This is a genomic window from Nitritalea halalkaliphila LW7, from assembly GCF_000265075.1.
Taxonomy (GTDB): domain Bacteria; phylum Bacteroidota; class Bacteroidia; order Cytophagales; family Cyclobacteriaceae; genus Nitritalea; species Nitritalea halalkaliphila.
The window spans coordinates 1-17,954 of sequence record NZ_AJYA01000027.1 but is presented as its reverse complement, the minus strand read 5'-3'; the positions used below and the strand labels follow the sequence as shown (position 1 = coordinate 17,954).

Genomic DNA, 17,954 nt, shown 5'->3' with positions numbered 1-17,954 from the left:
ATTCCGGATCCGATGGCTCAAGAACGTTACGGTAAGCTTGGTTACAATTCCGGAATTCCGGATTGGCCTCCAGAACGGTAACCGTTAAGCCTGTACAATCCGGAATTCGGATTGGGCTCCAGGACCGGTTATCTGTGCATGCTGACAGGGGTACCTGTACTGCTGCATTAGTMTKATTTGAACTTTAACCTTGSCTTGGHTCCAAATTTTTCGGCTTATTGGCCTCTTTAGCAACGTTTTTGCTTGTTTATAAAATCGAACAGTTGAATATTAAATCTACACATACATGAAAATAGAAACACTTTCTACCCGAGATAACGCTACATACATCCAAAAAAAGGAAATAGCAGACTTCCTTTTTGTGCACTTAGATCAATATGGCGATGCACATGCTGATATTATGAAGTGTCTAGACTATGCCTTAGATCAAGCAAAAGATAAAGGGGGCTTTGCCGTCATCGCCCGAGAGGGACAACAAATCGTAGGAGCCGTCATCATGAATAAAACCGGTATGTCGGGCTACATCCCTGAAAACATACTGGTTTACATCGCCGTAGATGCATCCCAGCGCGGAAAAGGCGTCGGAAAAAAATTAATGGAAACAGCCCTGGAAATGGCTCAAGGTGACGTAGCGCTGCATGTAGAGCCCGATAACCCGGCACGTAAACTTTACGAAAAGCTTGGTTTCACGAACAAATACCTCGAAATGAGGCTTAAAAAATAATATGGCGTATCTAAACTTAAAAAGAAGTAAACTCGAAGCTAATTTTAACTACCTCAAAGAGCGCTTCCAGGAGCAAGGAATCGCCTGGGGTGTCGTATCAAAACTCCTCTGCGGTAACCGCAGCTTCCTGAAGGAGCTTGTCCGACTCGGTGTGGATGAAGTGCATGATTCTCGGATCAGTAATTTAGCGAAGCTCAAAGAAATAAACCCGGATATCCAAACGGTCTACATCAAGCCCCCTTCGAAGCGTAATATCTCCAAGATGGTGAAATATGCCGATGTCAGCTTGAATAGCGAACTGAACACCATTCGCTGGATCAGTGAGGAAGCCCAAAAACAGGGTAAGCTGCATAAAATCATTATCATGGTGGAAACCGGCGACCTCCGCGAAGGAGTCATGGGAGACCATTTGGTGGACTTTTATGCCTCCATCTTCGAGCTTCCAAATATCGAGGTAATCGGTCTGGGGACCAATTTAAACTGCCTGAATGGTGTCATGCCCTCTGCCGATAAGCTCATCCAGCTATCCCTTTACAAGCAAATCATCGAACTGAAGTTCAATAAATCCATCCCCTGGGTGTCAGCAGGTACCTCGGTGACGATCCCGCTTTTGCTGCACCAGCAGCTCCCTAAAGGCGTTAATCACTTCCGCATAGGCGAAACACTCTTCTTCGGCGTCGACCTCTTCGAAGAAAAAACCATCGAAGGGATGCACCATGATGTTTTTGAGCTTTATGCTGAAATTATCGAAATGCAAGAAAAACCCTTGCTGCCCACAGGAACACTGGCCGCGAATCCACAGGGGGAGGTGCTAGAAATAGACGAGAGCCTGTACGGAAAGTCTTCTTTTCGTGCCATCTTAGACATCGGGCTCCTGGATGTGGATCCGAAATACCTCCTGCCTGAAGATGGTAATTTCGAAATTCTGGGCGCCAGCTCGGATATGTTGATCCTAAATTTAGGAACGAACCCCAAGGGCTATCAAGTCGGTGATGTCTTAAAATTCGGCCTAAAATATATGGGTGCCCTTAGCATTATGAACTCCTCCTATGTGGATAAAAAAATCAGCGAATAGAGCCAGAAGGAGTCGGATTAGCTCTTGAAAAGCGCAGTTGAAATGGTATTCGGCTGCGCTTTTTTATGCACAGCTGTAAAGGGCCTTTTCCATTCTTTAAAAATTTAATTCTGATTTTTCTGTGCTTTTTGTACCTCTTTTTAAATGTTTCATTTCGTAAAAAAGCTTGTTGATTTCAATTTAATCCCTATTGGAATCAATTTCCACCTCGGGCGCAGCCATTTTTGGCATGCTTTTTTCTCTTTATGCATCAACTAAACCAGATGAAATATGAAAAAAGTAACCATTTTGACTGTATTTGCGCTATTTTTTGGAGCCGTATTTTCTGTACAGGCCCAGGAAAGTAGAACGGGCGTCGGCGTACGTGGTGGCGCCAACTTTTTTACCTTTGGAGGCTCAGATGCCTCAGGGGCTGACTACGATAATCGAGTAGGTTTTCACGCGGGTGCCTACGCTACCTTAGGATTAGGGCAGGCCTTCGCCATCGAGCCAGGGGTTTTCTACTCCATTAAAGGTACCCAAAACGATGACCTGGTAAACTCCCGCGCCGTCCTGGGCTACGTGGATGTGCCCGTCCTAGCAAGACTTTATTTGGGAAATGCCTTTAATGTATTCGCAGGTCCTCAGGTTTCTTACTTGGTGAACTCCCGCTTCGAAGGAGATCTCTTCGGTAGCTCGGTAGGATTCGACACCGACGCCATCCGAGATACGGACTTCGGCCTGGTATTCGGTGTAGGCTTCAACCTGCCACGCGGATTTAACCTTCAGGCATCTTATGACTACGGAACCACACCGGTATTCAGAAATAGCGAGGCGAATGTCTACAATAGAGGCTTTAAACTTTCTCTCGGACTTACCTTATAAGGCGTCCTTCGGATTTACAGACTAAACCATCCTATTTTTCTATCTACACGGGATTTATTTTTCCCACCGCTTTCGGGCGGTGGTTTTTTTGGCCCCCGGCCAAAGGGTACGCGGCTAAAGCCTCAGCACGCTAATTCCTCCCTATTCGGGCTCCTTCTTGGGGCGTGTAGGCTGGGCCAAGCGACTCGGGTTCGACTCTAAAAAAGATTTCCACCCCGAGGCAGTTCCGCGCGTCTGTAGTCGGCCCGAGTGAAAATGATGGCAAATCGCCACCGCTAGGGCGTCGGTAGCATCCAGCAGTCCCTTCTCCTCTGTGATGTGTAGCAGCATGCGCACCAGGGCCGCCACCTGCTCCTTAGAAGCATTACCATTTCCGGTGACCGACATCTTCACCTTTTTTGGGGAATACTCTGAAATCGGAATATCGCGCGCCAGGGCTGCAGCCATCGCTACACCTTGGGCACGCCCTAACTTAAGCATGGACTGCACGTTTTCACCGAAAAAGGGTGCCTCCAGCGCCACATGGTCGGGTAAAAATTCGGTGATAAGGCCCGTGATTCGTTCAAAAATCTTTTTCAACTTCAGCTCGTGGCTGCCATACTTTTTCAGGTGGATGACCCCATACTGAAGCAGTTCGTAGGCATTTCCACGTACGACGATGAGCCCGTAGCCCATGATATTCGTGCCCGGGTCTATGCCTAAAATGATCTGCTCACGCGTATTTTCCTTCTTCATGCGCACGCAAGATACTCCAATTTCTGCTGAAATGAAATCCGTTCTGAGCCTTCCGCCAGCGATGTGGCTAGCGGCATGCATTGCTGAGCCATCGCTCCCACGGAACAATGCCGCATAGTTGGGGTTTAATTTCTTAAACTCTTGTTTTCTTTTTAACTTCACAGAAATTTGTCTCGATAATCATGACAGACCAAGAATATGAGCTTTTGGATGAGTTGTACTTTGTGCAGCACTTCGATGCCTTACATCAAGCCCTGCAGTGGGAAGAAAAGCAGCTCCGAGAACAGCTGATCTCCCTGCATAAAAAAGGCTGGGTGAAATGCCTGAAAAGTCCCGATGAGGAGCTCTTCGATGAAACTGCCTATGCGGATATCCGCAACTGGTATTTCTTGGCCACCAAACAGGGTTAAAAGCCCTTCACGCACTATAAACCGATACCTTGATCTCAGAATCTTTAAAATATCAGCGCAAGGAGCTGGAACTTAAGTCCCTCCTCGAAATCACGCAGGCCATAAATGAGAATAAAACGGCCGAGGTGCTGCTTCATATTTTCAAGTTTACCTGTCTGGTGCACCTTAATATCAGGAGCTTGGTACTCTATGGAAAAGAAGCCGCTAGCTTTACCAAGCTGATCAGCCATGGACTAAGTGGCACCGTCCCCAGTCGGCTGGCCGAAAAGCAGATCAGCCATGACCGGGAGCAGGGGCAGCTAAACATCGAAGTGGGGGAGGAGCAGTCTTTCGAGGAGCTGGAGTTGTTTGTGCCTGTGTACCACAAGCAGGAGCTCCTCGCGATTCTCCTGCTGAAGCGCAAAGATGCCAATGCACCCATAGATCTCGATTTTACGAAGGCCCTTACGAATATTTTGGTGGTAGCCTTAGAGAATAAGCGTTTTGCGAAGCGGCAGCTGGAGCAGGAGCGCTTGCGCAAAGAGGTGGAAATCGCCTCATCCGTGCAGCGCATGCTTTTTCCGGAGGTGCTGCCCTATACCGAGACGCTTCGAGCCATGGTGACCTATTATCCACATTCTACTGTAGGGGGCGACTATTACGATCTGATCTGGCCTGAACCGCAGACGGTCTACTTTTGTGTGGCAGATGTATCGGGGAAAGGGATGCCAGCTGCCCTGCTGATGAGTAATTTTCAGGCCGCTCTGCGCACGCTTTTGCGCAGCTTCACAGACATGCGGCAGATCGTAGAACAACTGAATGCCACTGCCTATGACAGCACGAAAGGCGAGCGCTTCATCACCTTTTTCCTCGGGCGCTTTTCCTTTTCGGATCGGGAACTAACCTTCGTGAATGCGGGCCATAACCCGCCGCTGCTCAGCATTCCCAGCACGGGATCTTGTGAGGAGCTTAGCGCTGGTACGACCATATTAGGTGCCTTCGAATCCCTCCCATTTTTGGAAATAGGTACCCGTAGAGTGCCGGAATCCTTCCACCTGCACCTTTACACCGATGGACTCACCGAAGTGCTGAACCCTGCCGAGGAGGAGTTCGGGGAGGAGCGTTTCCATGCCTTCGTACGCGAAATGTGTCGCCTGGAGCCGAAGGATTTTCATACGCGCTTCCTCGAGGTGCTCAATGCTTTCTCGGCGGGCACCCCGAGGAGAGATGATCTTACCCTCTTAAGTGTAGAGCTGCCGGCATGAAACTCCCGCATCGCATGCCCCGCCTGCTACAGCCCCTCCTGCCCGGAATTTGCCGCAGGCCCAGCCCCTCTTCAGCAGGGGAAATGGCCCCGGATCCTCACACACTGTATCTCACCTTCGACGATGGTCCCGTACCGGGGGTGACGGACTATATTCTCGAACTACTGGCTAAATCCGCCGCTCAGGCTACTTTTTTCGCCGTAGGAGATAATGTGCGCAAATGTCCCGAACTGGCACGCGAGGTGGTCGCCGCCGGGCATGGGCTGGAAAACCATACCTTTCATCACCTGAAAGCCTGGAGCACGCCGAAAGGCCGTTACCTGAGCGACCTCGAGCAGACCCGAGCGCTTATTTACGCTGAGACGGGCTATGCCTGCCGGTTTTTTCGTCCGCCCTATGGGCAAATTCCCCTGCGTAGCCTCCCCGCCATCCAGCAAAACTATGAACTGGTGTTTTGGGATGTGCTCAGCGGAGATATAGACCCCAGGCAGACCGATGCGGAGGTGCTGCATGCCTGTGTGCGCTACATGCGCCCGGGAAGTGTTTTGCTGTTTCATGACCAAGAAAAAACCAAAACCCGGCTGCGGCGTGTGCTTCCCGACCTGCTGCGCCATATAACGGATGCCGGGTATACCTTAAAATGCCTATGAGTGTGTACCTGAGTCTTTTGCTGCTCGGCCTGGTGCTGCTGCAGTACCTGTGGCTCCTCTTTCGGCTGCAGCGACATTTTCGCGTACACGTTACCCAAAAAAAACCTGATGCCGCACTTCCGGAGGTCAGCCTGCTCCTTCCCGCTCGCAACGAAGAGCAGATGCTGCCTGCCTGTTTGGAGGCTTTGGACAGGCTCGATTACCCGCTGGATAAGCTCCAAATTCTTTTAGGGAATGATAATTCTACAGACCGTACAGGAGCTATGATGGAGGCCTGGGCAGCCACGCGACCGCATGTGCAGGTGGTGCATGTGCCCGCATATACCGTGGAGGGCGCTTTCCAAAACGGTAAAGCAGCGGCGCTCGCCACCATGGCGCGGCAGGCGAAGGGGGACGTATACCTGTTTACGGATGCGGACTGTCAAGTGCCGCCTACCTGGGCACGGCACATGGTTTTGGGCTTGCGCCAAAGTGCGGCCGGCTATCTTACAGGCGTGACTCGGGTGCGGCCTAATGGGCTTTGGGCACGGCTTCAGGGGGTGGACTGGTGGCTGACCCTCGGATTTATGAAGGTGCTCGATGACTTATCCATTTCAATTACCAGCATGGGCAATAACATGGCTATCACAGCGGATGCCTATAAGCGGGTAGGCGGTTTTGAGAAAGTGAAGTTCGCGCTAACGGAGGATTTCGCCGTGGCAGCGGCCATACGGCAGGCAGGATACGCCGGCCGCCATGAAGTGCAGCCCGAAGTCTGCATCGAGACCGCACCCAAGCCGGGATTTTTCTCCCTCCTGCGGCAGCGGAAGCGCTGGATGTCTGGCGCCATAGGGCTGCCTTTCTACTGGTTGGCGCTACTGGGGCTGCAGGTGCTCTACTATCCCGCCTGGCTGGTCTTACTCTTTTTTCATCCAGCCCTGGCGCTAGGCATTGGAGGCTTAAGCTCCTGCTTCAAAGCCATTTTCTCCGCTCCTTTGCCCGGAGGGCGGGCACTCTACTGCCGGCTCTCGACCTGATTTTATTTGAAATTTATTATGCCCTTTTCTCATGGGCCACGATAGTTTATTATTTTTACCCGAGTAAAATCGCATGGAAGGGGCGGCAGTATGCCCATCCGAAGCGCTAAACCAACCCGAAAGAAGCTGATTCATGTTCACAGACACACACGCGCACCTGTATAGCAGCAAGTACACCAAAGAGGAGATGCCGGCCCTTATGGAGGAAATTCAGGCAGCAGGCGTTCACCATATTTACCTGCCTAATGTCGATTTAACCACCATAGAGCCCATGCTGGAACTTGCAGCGCAGTACCCGAAGCGCTGCCACCCGATGATGGGGCTGCATCCCTGCGACGTGAAGAAGACCTTCGAAAAGGACCTTTATCGCATGGAAGACTGGCTCAAGCAGGAGAAATTCGTGGGCATCGGCGAGACGGGCATCGACCTCTACTGGGATAAAAGTACCTATGCGTGGCAGTGTGAGGCGTTAAAAGTGCAGGCAGCTTGGGCTGTGGAACGGCAGCTGCCCCTGATCTTGCACTGCCGCGAGTCCATCGACGAGACCTTAGACCTGCTGGAAGCGCTGGACTTAAAAGGATTATTTGGTATCTTTCACTGTTTTACCGGGAATGTGGAGCAGGCGAACCGCATGAAGGCGCTGGGCTTCAAGCTCGGTATCGGCGGTGTGGTGACCTATAAAAATGGTGGTCTGGATCAAGTCCTGCCCAAGCTGGAGCTGAGCGATTTCGTGCTAGAAACGGATGCTCCCTATCTGGCTCCTGTGCCACATCGCGGAAAACGGAATAGCCCAGCCTATCTGCCTTTCATCGCCCAGAAGTTAGCGGCGCTGCTGCAGGTGGAGGAGCAGGCGCTCTTCGCGCAAATAGAACGTAATGTAACCGATGTTTTTAGCAGTCACGGCGCATGAATTATAAAATAGTACGACTGAATACCACCGCCAAGCGGGAAATTTCCTCTTCTATCCTGATTATTTACACAGGAGGTACATTGGGCATGGCTTACGATGAGACGGGGAGTTTGGTGCCCTTTAATTTCGGGCAGATCCTGGAAAAAATCCCTACGCTTACTTCTATGAACATTGCCATTACGGTGATTTCATTTCCGGAGCCGATCGACTCATCAAATGTGAACATGCAGCACTGGATCGATATGGCCTATATCATCTACGAAAATTACGATAGCTACGATGGTTTTGTGGTGCTGCACGGCACGGACACCATGGCCTACTCCGCCTCTATGCTAAGTTATATGCTCACGGGCCTGTCTAAGCCGGTGATTTTCACGGGTGCCCAGCTGCCCATTTCGGCGATGCGTTCGGATGCGCGGGAAAACCTCATGTCTGCGATAGAAATCGCCACAGCGAAAGCAAACGGAAAGCCTATCGTGCCCGAGGTGTGCATCTTTTTTAACCACATGCTCCTGAGAGGAAATCGTGCGAAAAAGGTCCAAAGCGTGCATTTTGATGCCTTCGAGTCGGAAAACTACCCTGCACTGGCGGAGTCAGGAATCGTCATCGACTACAACTATGCCTCCATTCGCCCTTTTGTGGAGGGTAAAAAATTGCGCTATTCGAATAAGCTGGATAACCGGGTGATGGTGCTCAAATTATTCCCCGGCATCACGGCAAATGTATTGGAAAGTTGTTTTGCAACCCCTGATTTACGGGGCGTGGTCTTGGAAACCTATGGTTCGGGGAATAGTCCCAGTGAGCCTTGGTTTATCGAAGTCCTCGAAAAAGCGGTAAAAAAAGGCCTAATCATTTTTAATGTCAGCCAGTGTAATGGGGGCCGTGTGATCCAAGGGCGCTATGAAACCAGTAAGGACTTGAAGCGTGTAGGCGTGCTGAGTGGAGGGGATATCACTACGGAGGCGGCTATCACGAAAATGATGTATCTCCTGGCGAATGAGTCCAGTACCATCGAAATCAAGCGAAAACTCATCACTCCGCTCGCCGGCGAAATGTCGCTGACGAGCATGAGTTGATGTCGTATATTCCCTTCCCCCTTAGCCTAGAAGAGCGAGGTCTCCCTTAACCGACCTCGTGTAATTCCCGCTTTTCGATCATCTCGGCGGCGGCATTTAGCAGAATTAGGGCCACCATGCTGAGCCAAACCCCCATGCCCAGAAAGCCATAGACCGCTTGGTTCGAGATGATGTACAGGAAAAAGGCGATGCCAAAGGCGGGCAGGAGCCCAAAGGAAAAGAGCGCAAGGGTAATGCCCGACTTGATGAATTTTCGATCCCAACTTTCCTTCACGCCGATTTGTGTGATTAGGCTGATACTAAGGACCGAAAGGTAGAGCGCCACCATGGCCAGGGGCACATAGAGCAGCAGGAACCAGCTGAGGTCTGCGATAAGGACGGCACCGACAGCCATCAAGCCGCCCACTAGGAGGCACTGCACCACATCTATTTTCAGCAAATTCCACATTTTCGCATTCCAGGAAGCTGGCAGCAGGTAAAAATAGTGCTTTTTCAGGTCCCCGACATTGGTTTTACCTAAGCCTCCGAGGCCGTAAAGGGTGTAAATCGCGAAAATATAGAAATAGAGGATTTGATGGTCCCAGCCCAGAAAGCGGCTGCCCAATGCGATGATCCAGCTGATTCCCACCACGCCAAGGCTGTACAGGCCGAAGTAAGGGTGGTAGTCGGTACGGATATTCCCTACATAATTACGCCAGTAGATGGCCTGGGCACCTGTCCCGAAGAGCGGCACATCGACCTTTTTCTTGGCGGCTAGAGCGCCAGCACTTTCACTTTGCGCCTGCCGCGTCTTCACTTTTTCCTGCGTTTCCTCATTCGCTTTCGTGGTCTCCAGCACATCCTCGTAATAGTCTCCTGCGAAGTGGATCACCAGGCGGATGAGCCCGATGAAGGACAGGCTATACACACCGAGGAAGGCGGCGCTGCGCCAGAGGTTCTGTTCGAACAGGTAGCTAATCAGTCCGCGGCTCCAGCCGATGAAGGGGAAAAATTCAAAATACGGGGAGCCTAGCCAGCTAAACATGCCGATGTAAAAGGTTTCGGCCAGCAGCCCCGGGATACCTACCGCGAGGGCAAGTAAAATGATGACACCCCAGAGCACCTGCCGGATGCGGTCCGGGCGCTGATAGCGGGTATTCAGCGTGTAAATAAGGAACTTAATGGGGGAAAGGATAAAAATCAGTAGCGTGATGCCGATCAAGATATGGATCACATCCAGTGCACCGAGGTCCAGCATGCCGATGAGCTGCCCAGAACTGTAGACCGTGAATAGCGCGGCGATGCCCAGCGTGGGGATCAGGGAGCGGATCATGTAGTAGATCAGGAGCTGGGGTGGCGCGTGGGCGCCACAAAGAGGAAGTTGACGTCCGCCATTTTAAAGAAGCTGACGTTCTTTTTCGTGGCGGCATAGCACTGCCAGATGACGAGGGCGAGGGCAAGAAACGTCAGCATGCCATAGATGGAAAAGTCGTCTAATTTGGCCGAAAGGCCGGCGTTACGAAACTCTTCCTGCATCTCTAAAATCTCGTCCATGGACTTATCGGCATTACTTTTTTTTCCTAGGTTCAGAAGGAAAAAGAGGTAGAGGACGAAAAAGCTGTAGGGCAGTAGGCGTAAGGGTTTTTAAGGATCAGGAGGATGTTATTTTTCAGCACCCAAAGGTCCTTTTTTAGTAGGAGTAGGAGCTCACGCATCTTTGGTCAATTCTAAAAAGAGGTCTTCTAAAGAGGAAAGTGCATCTCCGGAGTACTGTTCGCGGAGGCTGGCTACGGTGTCGTTATGCACTACTTTGCCCGCCTTCATGATCATGACACGGTCGGCGATGTGTTCTACGGAGTCGATCAAGTGCGTGCTCACCAGAATGGTTTTGCCCTTTTCTTTGAGCTGCTTGAAGATGAGTTTGGTTTGGCGGATGGCTTTCGGGTCCAGTCCGATCATGGGCTCATCGAAAAAGAGTACCTGCGGGTCATGCAGGAGGGCACAGCAGATAGAGACTTTTTGGCGCATGCCTTTCGAGAGGTCTCGGCCTAACTTGTCCCGCTTATCGAGCAGGTCATAGGCTTCGAGAAGTTCTTCCGCATAGGGCTGCCAGTGGGTGAGGCTATAGGCCTGTGCGATAAATTTCAGGTGATCGTCGATGGTGAGCAGGTCGTACACATTTGGGGTTTCGGGAATGTACGCAAATAGTCTTTTGGCCTCTAAGGAAAGGTGATCATGGCCACCGATGTAAATTTCCCCGGCATCTTTTCGCAGGAGGCCGACGATACACTTGATTGTGGTGCTTTTTCCGGCGCCATTAGGGCCGAGGAGGCCTACCACCTCGCCACCTTCCAGGCGTGCATCGAGCTGATCTACGGCGAGCTGCTTTTGGAAGCGCTTCACCAAACCTTTTACTTCTAGCATGATTTCAGTAGAAAAATTTTTAGGATTAGCTCAAAATAGCATAGAAATGCGCATTTAATCAAGTAGATTTTTCATTTTTCTTTCGAAATTTTGGAGCAGTTTAAGGTATTTTTTGCGGATTTTTCCGCGAAGTTCTTCTTGCACGTCCTCAGGGTAGATGTCGGTGGCTTTGATTCGGCTGATGACCATGTCGAGCCAGCCCTGCCCATCGTCGATAAGGTCATCGTGGAAGGCTTCCACAGTGAGGTCTCGGCTGCCTGAAAACAGTCCGCGACCCTGAGCCAGATAATAGCGGCTCATGCATGCTAGGGCTGCTTCATGCGTTTCCTCGAAGCAGACGACCAGGTCCGAGGGTTGCTTGAGCAAGCCTTTTTCATCTTCACGTACCAGTTCTTCCAGCTCCTGCAGGTGACCGATGAAGGCGAGAAAATACTCGTCGAGGGTATGTTTGGTAGATGTTTTCATGGACAGCAAAACGTACGTTATAAATCCCTTAACGCAAAACCTTTTCATAGGGTTATCGGTGCTGAGGGCTATTTTAGAAACATAAAAGGCATGAACGGGCTAGGTTCATGCCTTTTACAGAGCGGAGGGCTCAGCTACTCCATATCAGCACTGCCTCCGCGCATAGAGGGAGCTACTGGAGCTTCAGAGTCGCCCTTAGCGGATGGTGTAGGACTGCATAAAACGCTGCCCATTCGCTGTGACACCCTCCAGACGGAGCGTCCGCTGTATTCTTCGAGGAACTTGCCCACCTCTTTCGGGTTGCTCGCTGGCTGATCATTAATGCGTGTCAGTACGAATCCATTATTCAGGCCCAGGTCGCGCAGGTATCCGCGTGTCATGCTACTGATTTTCACACCATAGTCCACATTCAAGCGATCCCTTTCGATGGCATTTACGGCCTCCAAGCGCGCGCCGAGGAGTGCGCTACTGTAGTAGGCCCGCTGGATGACGCCGGTACCCCCTTCCAAGTTTTGCAGCTGCAGGCGCAGTTCTTTCGTTTCGCCTTTGCGCAGCAAGCGCACCGTGACCTGATCGCCGGGGTAGAAATAGGAAAGCTGCTCCTCGAAGCTGCCCTTTCCGCCGATGCGCACGCCGTCGATGGAGAGGATCACATCATCCTTTCGCATGCCAGCCTTTTCGGCGGCGCCATTACGGATCACATGGGTGACGATGACCCCGTCCAGCGTATTTAGGCGCATATCTTCGGCTAGCTCAGGGGTGATTTCCACCACATCCACGCCGGGGAGGGCTTTCTGTACCTCTCCGTATTCGATGAGGTCATTGGCTATTTTCGTAGCGATATCCACGGGAACAGCAAAACCATATCCGGTGTAACTTCCTGTCCGTGAGAGTATCGCGGTATTGATGCCGACCAGCTCGCCTTGGCTATTTACCAGGGCCCCACCGGAGTTTCCAGGATTAATCGGAGCATCGGTTTGGATAAAAGACTCTAAAGGGAACTCGCCGCCGAGGATATTAATCTGTCGTTCTTTCGCTGAGACGATGCCCGCGGTGACGGTGGAGGTCAGGTTAAAGGGATTGCCTACGGCCAAAACCCACTCACCGATTTTCAAGTCGCGGGAGCTGCCTTTCGGGATGGCGGGGAGGTCTGTGGCCTCTATTTTCAGCACGGCGATATCGGTGTTTTTATCGGTGCCGATGAGTTTAGCGGGATAGGTGCGCTTTTCATGAACTACTTCGATGGTTTCAGCCCTTTCGATGACGTGATTATTCGTGATGATGTAGCCGTCTTCGCTCATGATGACGCCTGAGCCGGTGCTGACGCGCTGTGTGGGGCCATTTCCGAAGAAGTAGTCGAAGATGCTGTAGCGGCGGGAGTCGGTGCCGGAGAAATTTTTGATGAAGACGACAGAGGACTTGCTGCGCTCGGAGGCTTCCACGAAGGATACGGGTGCAGCGGCTGCGGAGCTTTTCGGGGTAGGGGCTGGCGCCAATGCTGGATCCTCCCAGTGGGTGGTGTAGGAGCTGGCGGCTGTCCAGTCGCGTTCACTTTGGCCGATAGGCCCGTTGTACACGTCCTTACGGAGGTAGGTGTCGTAGAAAAAAGCGCCCATGATCCCTGCAAAAAAGGCTACGGACGAGAACAAGAGGAACTGGATAGAGTTTTTCATAGCGTAAAGATCTTATCGTTACGAAGCGAAAATACGGCCATCAGGTTTCAGGAGAAAGGGATAAATGCTTAAAAAATCTAAAAATCCGCATGAAAGTCCGGTATACCGTGTAATTTTGCCTGTAACGGGATGAACCGTTTTAATTTTACTCATGTCAAAAATCAAGCATATTGCCCTTTTAGGCGCCACAGGGAGTATCGGGACGCAGACCTTAGAGGTGATCGCTGCGCATCCGGAGTTGTTTAAAGCGGAAGTGCTGACGGCGCATCGAAATGCGGCATTGCTGATTCAGCAGGCGCGGACCTTTCTGCCGAATGTGGTGGTGATCGGGGAGGAGTCGCTGTATGAGCAGGTGCGGGATGCTCTGGCTGATCTGCCGATCAAAGTATATACTGGAGAGAAGGCGCTCTGTGAGGTGGTGCAGATGGAGCAGATCGACGTGGTGCTGACTGCACTGGTCGGGTATGCGGGACTGCAGCCGACACTTCATGCGATTCGAGCAGGGAAGCCGATCGCGCTGGCTAATAAGGAGACTCTGGTCGTGGCGGGGGAGCTGGTGACTGCGCTGGCGGAGGAGTATCGCGTGCCGATTTTGCCGGTGGATTCGGAGCACTCTGCTATTTTTCAGTGTCTCGTAGGCGAATTTCATAATCCGATAGAAAAAATTATCCTCACCGCTTCGGGAGGGCCTTTTCGCGGTATGCGCCGTGCGGAGCTGGAGACGGTAACGCGCGCACAGGCGCTGAAGCATCCGAACTGGGAAATGGGGGCGAAAATTACCATAGACTCGGCGTCCATGATGAATAAAGGCCTGGAGGTGATCGAGGCCAAGTGGCTTTTTGGCCTAGCGCCCGAACAGATCGAGGTGATCGTTCATCCGCAGTCGATTATTCATTCCATCGTGCAGTTTCAGGACAGCTCCATGAAGGCGCAGATGGGCCTACCCGATATGCGGGTGCCTATCCAGTTTGCGCTTAGCTACCCAGACCGATTACAGGCCACTTTTCCGCGTTTCGATTTCTTAGCTTATCCGGCTCTGACCTTCGAGCAGCCGGATATGGAGACCTTTCGGAACTTAAAATTGGCTTTTTGGGCTTTAGAACAAGGTGGTAACGCGCCCTGTGTGTTAAATGCGTCGAATGAAGTCGTGGTGGAGGCCTTTCTGAGGGAAAAGATTGGATTTTTAGCCATGTCTGAGGTGATTGAGGACTGTTTGGCACGTGTGCCGTATCAGGCTAATGCCAGTTTGGAGCAGTTAATCGCTTCGGATGAGGAGGCGCGTGCGGTCAGCGCAGAGTTAATTCAAAAATTAGTAAACAAGTAGTATGGATACATTAATAATGGTCGCGCAGCTGCTTTTGGGGCTTTCCATCTTAGTGGGGCTGCATGAGCTGGGGCATTTGCTTACCGCCAAAATGTTTGGCATGCGCGTGGAGAAATTTTCTATTGGCTTTCCACCAAAACTTTTTGGTTTTCAGTGGGGGGAAACGGAGTATTCGATCGGGCGGTGCCGCTAGGAGGTTTCGTGAAAATCTCGGGTATGGTCGATGAATCGATGGACACGGAGCAGCTGGCTTCGGAGCCTAAGGACTATGAATTTCGCGCTAAGCCGGCCTGGCAGCGCTTGATCGTTATGCTTGGCGGTATTATCGTCAATGTGGTGACTGGTATCGTGATTTTCGTGGTGCTGGTCTATCAAAACGGGGAGACGTATTTTTCTCGCGATCAGGTGTTAGAACATGGCATCGTGGCGTATGAGATCGGAAGGGAAATCGGTTTTCAGGATGGAGATCGGGTGCTGGATATTAATGGTCTACCGTATGAGAGTGTGAATGAGCTAAGTTCGGGTGACGCACTGTTAAGCAGTGGCGGTTTTTATACCGTGGAGCGTAACGGAGAGACGCTGCGTATCGAGATACCTCGCGGCTTTATTAATCGGTTCTCAAATGAGGAGGCGATGGCTAACTTTATTAACATCCGCTATCCATTCGAGGTAAGCCAAACCCAGCCGGGTAGTGCGGCTGATGCGATGGGCTTACAGGAGGGGGATCGTATCACCGCGATTAATGGGCGAGCGATCGCTTATTTTAATGAGCTGCAGGAGAAACTTTCCACCCTAAAAGGGGAAGAAGCTCGTTTTTCTATTGCCCGTGGCTCGGAACAGATCGAAAAAACGGCGCAAGTGTCTGAGGAGGGGATGATAGGTATCGCGATAAATCCACTTATAGAGCCTGTGCGTCGTAAGTATGGCATCGGGGAGTCGGTGGTGAAAGGCACAGAGCGTGCGTTTAGCGTGGTGCTTATAAATGCGCGAGCGCTCGGTAAGATGTTTACAGGTGAGGTATCCACGAAAAATGTGAGTGGACCGATCGGTATGGCGAAGATTTATGGCAATCAGTGGGACTGGGTGAAGTTTTGGAGCATTACGGGATTGATCTCGATGATATTAGCCTTTATGAACCTGCTGCCGATTCCCGCTTTAGATGGTGGGCATGTGATGTTCTTACTTTATGAAATGATTTCAGGACGTGCTCCATCTGATGCTTTCTTAGAGAATGCGCAGAAGGTAGGAATGGTGTTGCTGTTGGCCATCATGGTTTTTGCGATAGGGAATGATATTTTGAAAATTTTCACGGGGGGCTGATCGTGCTCGTTTCGTGATGCTTGAAAAAAGTCCGGTAGTCTTTCTGCCGGGCTTTTTTTTTGGCTTGCGGTGCAAAGATATCCATGCCACCGGTACATCGGCCTAAATGCCTAGAGGTAGAGGGCTGGTGAAGAGGTGACTTGATGTCTGATTTTTAGATGCCTATGCTTTTTGTAGGAGTTAATAGTCGCATATACTTGCTTTTTAGTGAGAAGAAGCTATATTTGAATATTGAATAATTCTAAGTGCTAAAAGTTGTTTTTCATGTAGTTTGAGGGGAATTAATTTTTAATAGGTATAAGATATGAAATATTATTACATGCTTTTGTTGCTCTTCTTGCTGGGATGTGCCGGGGAGCAGCGAACGACAAGCGAAGAGCTGTCTGTGGGCGACAGGTTTTCGCTTCAATTGGATACTGTTTTTGTTCAGCCGTCGCGGAGTTCGCAGGTGGGAAGATTTGAATGGGCGGACGGAGAGGTGCTGTACGTGGATCACTTGTATGGTTTTATAGAGTCGTATGCTCCTGATGGAGCCTTTTTAAAGCGAAATCTGCGGCTCATGGAGGGGCCTGAGGAACTGGCTAACATTAGTGCTGTTCATGCACATGCTGATGGTTTTCTGGTAAAGGGCAAGGATGGACCTTCTACGAATACGATACAGACTGGCAGTTTCAAAAGAAATATACTGTGCATGCGGATGCAGACTTTGAGATAAGTGACTTGATACAAAATCCAGTAGCAAACTCCCCCATGATGTATGAGTTACAGCATTACAACGCGCATTTTCCTGTATCAGCTGACTACATTTATGCGAAGGTAGACTGCGAACATCCGACGTTTAATGCTTTCATCACGCCAGAATTTTACAAAGAAGCCTTTTTGGTGGCGAAGATTAGTCGAAAAGATGGGAAAATCGAAGAACTGCTTCATCATTTTCCTGAAAGTTATCAGCAGTATCGCTTTGTTCCCTTTCATATCTTTTTTGATTTTCATATAGGGAGTTCTGGCAAGCAATGGATGACTTTTGAGGTGGATCCGACTATCTATGTGTTCGATGCCTCATCGAACCTGGTTAGTTCTTTTGGGGAACCAGGAGTAAACATGCGCAACAAATATCCCGAGACGCGTACCTTGGAGGTAGCGTTTGAGACGGATTTATATCTTGAATCGCGTTTTAAGGTTGGTTTTTATAAGGATGTCTTTGTGGATGAGGAAGCGGATATCGTATTCCGCACCTACAGGACAGGGAGTACTGAGCAGGCGACAGGTGAGGAGTTGAAAAATCCATTACGTTTACAGATTTATCAAGGAGAACAGTTGATTTCGGATACTACAGTTCCTGAGCGCTTTCGATTAATTGGCAAGGTTTCGGAGCGAAAGTACATTGCCGATGGTTATTTTGATGAAATGGGTGAACAACAGGGGTTTTATGTATTATCCATTTAAGATGAGAATTTTTTTAGTTTCATGGCTGTGTTGCTGTATGGTGCTGAGTTCAGCGCTGGCGCAGCGCGAAGTGATACGGGGTAAGGTGGTGGATGCCGAAACGGGCGAGGGCCTAGCCCATGCGCATTTGGTTTTGGTTCAGCAGGCCAAGCAAGCGGTAGGAAATGCAGAGGGGGCATTTTCCTTTGCGCTTCCATCCGAGGTGAAGGGCAGTGATAGTTTACGGGTTTCCTATATGGGCTATGCCTCGCAGGTATTTGCGCTAGCAGAGCTAAAGCGCAACACTTCTTTTGTGGTCTCTTTAAAAAAAGTAGAGAAGGAATTGGATGCAGCGGTTGTTCTGGGATATCCATTAAAGGACTTGATGAAAAAATTTCTCGATAACATGGGAAATACCTTTTACCCAGACCCTTTAGAAATAGATGTGTTCTATCAGGAAGTGATCGAAGAAGAGAGGCAAGTATGTAGGATTCGCACGTGCGGCGGGTTACATGCACTATGCGGGCTATGATCGAGCGTTTTTTGATAAGGCAAAAAAATCAAGTGACGCAAGGGTCCATTACAATACCTTTTACCAGGTACAAAAGTCGGATTATCTCATGTTACATTCATTTACAGG

Annotated in this window: 17 protein-coding genes and 3 pseudogenes; 14 read left to right on the top strand and 6 right to left on the bottom strand. The window is 50.4% G+C overall.

All coding sequences use genetic code 11. From position 1 onward, the window contains the following. The first annotated feature begins 286 nt into the window (after positions 1–286). The 3 genes from A3SI_RS10090 to A3SI_RS10080 all read left to right on the top strand — a co-directional run bounded on the left by A3SI_RS10090 (position 287) and on the right by A3SI_RS10080 (position 2,663). Positions 287–724: a GNAT family N-acetyltransferase gene (locus A3SI_RS10090; RefSeq protein WP_009055617.1), complete on the top strand. Its 438-nt coding sequence runs from the start codon at positions 287–289 to the stop codon at positions 722–724. A 1-nt stretch (position 725) separates the two neighbouring features. Next, a complete protein-coding gene (locus A3SI_RS10085) occupies positions 726–1,799 on the top strand; it encodes an alanine racemase (protein WP_009055616.1) in 1,074 nt (357 codons plus the stop codon). 270 nt (positions 1,800–2,069) lie between these two features. Further along, positions 2,070–2,663, top strand: a complete 594-nt coding sequence (locus A3SI_RS10080) for a porin family protein (RefSeq protein WP_009055613.1) — start codon at positions 2,070–2,072, stop codon at positions 2,661–2,663. A gap of 141 nt (positions 2,664–2,804) precedes the next feature. Here A3SI_RS10080 and ruvC read toward each other — a convergent pair whose 3' ends face one another. Continuing rightward, a complete protein-coding gene (gene ruvC, locus A3SI_RS10075) occupies positions 2,805–3,398 on the bottom strand; it encodes a crossover junction endodeoxyribonuclease RuvC (protein WP_040670657.1) in 594 nt (197 codons plus the stop codon). A 182-nt stretch (positions 3,399–3,580) separates the two neighbouring features. Here ruvC and A3SI_RS10070 point away from each other — a divergent pair, with 182 nt between their 5' ends. The 6 genes from A3SI_RS10070 (at position 3,581) to A3SI_RS10045 (ending at position 8,704) form a co-directional block, all read left to right on the top strand. Beyond that, positions 3,581–3,808 carry a hypothetical protein gene (locus A3SI_RS10070; RefSeq protein ID WP_009055610.1) on the top strand — a complete coding sequence of 76 codons (228 nt, stop codon included), beginning with the start codon at positions 3,581–3,583 and terminating at the stop codon, positions 3,806–3,808. A gap of 29 nt (positions 3,809–3,837) precedes the next feature. Beyond that, complete coding sequence (locus A3SI_RS10065) at positions 3,838–5,052, top strand: PP2C family protein-serine/threonine phosphatase (RefSeq protein WP_009055608.1); 1,215 nt, start codon at positions 3,838–3,840, stop codon at positions 5,050–5,052. Then, positions 5,049–5,702 (top strand): polysaccharide deacetylase family protein, encoded by a 654-nt coding sequence (locus A3SI_RS10060; RefSeq protein ID WP_009055606.1) that lies wholly within the window; start codon positions 5,049–5,051, stop codon positions 5,700–5,702. Before A3SI_RS10065 ends, A3SI_RS10060 begins: the two co-directional genes overlap by 4 nt. Next, the gene (locus A3SI_RS10055; protein WP_009055604.1) at positions 5,699–6,718 is read left to right on the top strand and encodes a glycosyltransferase; all 1,020 of its coding nucleotides are present in this window, start codon (positions 5,699–5,701) and stop codon (positions 6,716–6,718) included. Before A3SI_RS10060 ends, A3SI_RS10055 begins: the two co-directional genes overlap by 4 nt. A gap of 133 nt (positions 6,719–6,851) precedes the next feature. After that, positions 6,852–7,628 carry a TatD family hydrolase gene (locus A3SI_RS10050; protein WP_009055602.1) on the top strand — a complete coding sequence of 259 codons (777 nt, stop codon included), beginning with the start codon at positions 6,852–6,854 and terminating at the stop codon, positions 7,626–7,628. Next, complete coding sequence (locus A3SI_RS10045) at positions 7,625–8,704, top strand: asparaginase (protein WP_009055601.1); 1,080 nt, start codon at positions 7,625–7,627, stop codon at positions 8,702–8,704. Before A3SI_RS10050 ends, A3SI_RS10045 begins: the two co-directional genes overlap by 4 nt. 46 nt (positions 8,705–8,750) lie before the next feature. Here the strand turns inward: A3SI_RS10045 and A3SI_RS10040 are convergent, their stop codons facing one another. From A3SI_RS10040 to A3SI_RS10025, 5 genes and pseudogenes are all read right to left on the bottom strand, one after another. Further along, the gene (locus A3SI_RS10040) at positions 8,751–10,016 is read right to left on the bottom strand and encodes a putative ABC exporter domain-containing protein (protein WP_009055600.1); all 1,266 of its coding nucleotides are present in this window, start codon (positions 10,014–10,016) and stop codon (positions 8,751–8,753) included. Positions 10,017–10,024: 8 nt separating this feature from the next. Then, positions 10,025–10,315 (bottom strand): annotated as a pseudogene (locus A3SI_RS23255) (putative ABC exporter domain-containing protein); the annotation flags it as partial. Between the two features lie 75 nt (positions 10,316–10,390). Then, complete coding sequence (locus A3SI_RS10035) at positions 10,391–11,107, bottom strand: ABC transporter ATP-binding protein (protein WP_009055598.1); 717 nt, start codon at positions 11,105–11,107, stop codon at positions 10,391–10,393. A 54-nt stretch (positions 11,108–11,161) separates the two neighbouring features. Then, positions 11,162–11,572 carry a nucleotidyltransferase substrate binding protein gene (locus A3SI_RS10030; protein ID WP_009055597.1) on the bottom strand — a complete coding sequence of 137 codons (411 nt, stop codon included), beginning with the start codon at positions 11,570–11,572 and terminating at the stop codon, positions 11,162–11,164. 195 nt (positions 11,573–11,767) lie between these two features. Beyond that, positions 11,768–13,233 (bottom strand): annotated as a pseudogene (locus A3SI_RS10025) (S1C family serine protease). 163 nt (positions 13,234–13,396) lie between these two features. Between A3SI_RS10025 and A3SI_RS10020 the strand changes: the two are divergent. The 5 genes and pseudogenes from A3SI_RS10020 (at position 13,397) to A3SI_RS10000 (ending at position 17,846) form a co-directional block, all read left to right on the top strand. Further along, entirely contained in the window at positions 13,397–14,569 is a 1,173-nt protein-coding gene (locus A3SI_RS10020) for a 1-deoxy-D-xylulose-5-phosphate reductoisomerase (protein ID WP_009055595.1), read from the top strand. A gap of 1 nt (position 14,570) precedes the next feature. Continuing rightward, positions 14,571–15,889, top strand: a pseudogene (gene rseP / locus A3SI_RS10015) (RIP metalloprotease RseP). Positions 15,890–16,193: 304 nt separating this feature from the next. After that, positions 16,194–16,604 (top strand): hypothetical protein, encoded by a 411-nt coding sequence (locus tag A3SI_RS20790; RefSeq protein ID WP_009055594.1) that lies wholly within the window; start codon positions 16,194–16,196, stop codon positions 16,602–16,604. Beyond that, positions 16,577–17,335, top strand: coding sequence for a hypothetical protein (locus A3SI_RS18255; protein ID WP_238531710.1), 759 nt, complete (start codon positions 16,577–16,579; stop codon positions 17,333–17,335). The genes A3SI_RS20790 and A3SI_RS18255 overlap by 28 nt, the downstream gene beginning before the upstream one ends. A gap of 37 nt (positions 17,336–17,372) precedes the next feature. Next, the gene (locus tag A3SI_RS10000) at positions 17,373–17,846 is read left to right on the top strand and encodes a carboxypeptidase-like regulatory domain-containing protein (protein WP_009055590.1); all 474 of its coding nucleotides are present in this window, start codon (positions 17,373–17,375) and stop codon (positions 17,844–17,846) included. Positions 17,847–17,954 lie beyond the last annotated feature (108 nt).

Coding starts and splice junctions, on each gene's coding strand:
- A3SI_RS10090 (WP_009055617.1), top strand. CDS start 287: ATGAAAATAGAAACACTTTCTACCCGAGATAACGCTACATACATCCAA.
- A3SI_RS10085 (WP_009055616.1), top strand. CDS start 726: ATGGCGTATCTAAACTTAAAAAGAAGTAAACTCGAAGCTAATTTTAAC.
- A3SI_RS10080 (WP_009055613.1), top strand. CDS start 2,070: ATGAAAAAAGTAACCATTTTGACTGTATTTGCGCTATTTTTTGGAGCC.
- ruvC (WP_040670657.1), bottom strand. CDS start 3,398: ATGAAGAAGGAAAATACGCGTGAGCAGATCATTTTAGGCATAGACCCG.
- A3SI_RS10070 (WP_009055610.1), top strand. CDS start 3,581: ATGACAGACCAAGAATATGAGCTTTTGGATGAGTTGTACTTTGTGCAG.
- A3SI_RS10060 (WP_009055606.1), top strand. CDS start 5,049: ATGAAACTCCCGCATCGCATGCCCCGCCTGCTACAGCCCCTCCTGCCC.
- A3SI_RS10055 (WP_009055604.1), top strand. CDS start 5,699: ATGAGTGTGTACCTGAGTCTTTTGCTGCTCGGCCTGGTGCTGCTGCAG.
- A3SI_RS10050 (WP_009055602.1), top strand. CDS start 6,852: ATGTTCACAGACACACACGCGCACCTGTATAGCAGCAAGTACACCAAA.
- A3SI_RS10045 (WP_009055601.1), top strand. CDS start 7,625: ATGAATTATAAAATAGTACGACTGAATACCACCGCCAAGCGGGAAATT.
- A3SI_RS10040 (WP_009055600.1), bottom strand. CDS start 10,016: ATGATCCGCTCCCTGATCCCCACGCTGGGCATCGCCGCGCTATTCACG.
- A3SI_RS10035 (WP_009055598.1), bottom strand. CDS start 11,107: ATGCTAGAAGTAAAAGGTTTGGTGAAGCGCTTCCAAAAGCAGCTCGCC.
- A3SI_RS10030 (WP_009055597.1), bottom strand. CDS start 11,572: ATGAAAACATCTACCAAACATACCCTCGACGAGTATTTTCTCGCCTTC.
- A3SI_RS10020 (WP_009055595.1), top strand. CDS start 13,397: ATGTCAAAAATCAAGCATATTGCCCTTTTAGGCGCCACAGGGAGTATC.
- A3SI_RS20790 (WP_009055594.1), top strand. CDS start 16,194: ATGAAATATTATTACATGCTTTTGTTGCTCTTCTTGCTGGGATGTGCC.
- A3SI_RS10000 (WP_009055590.1), top strand. CDS start 17,373: ATGGTGCTGAGTTCAGCGCTGGCGCAGCGCGAAGTGATACGGGGTAAG.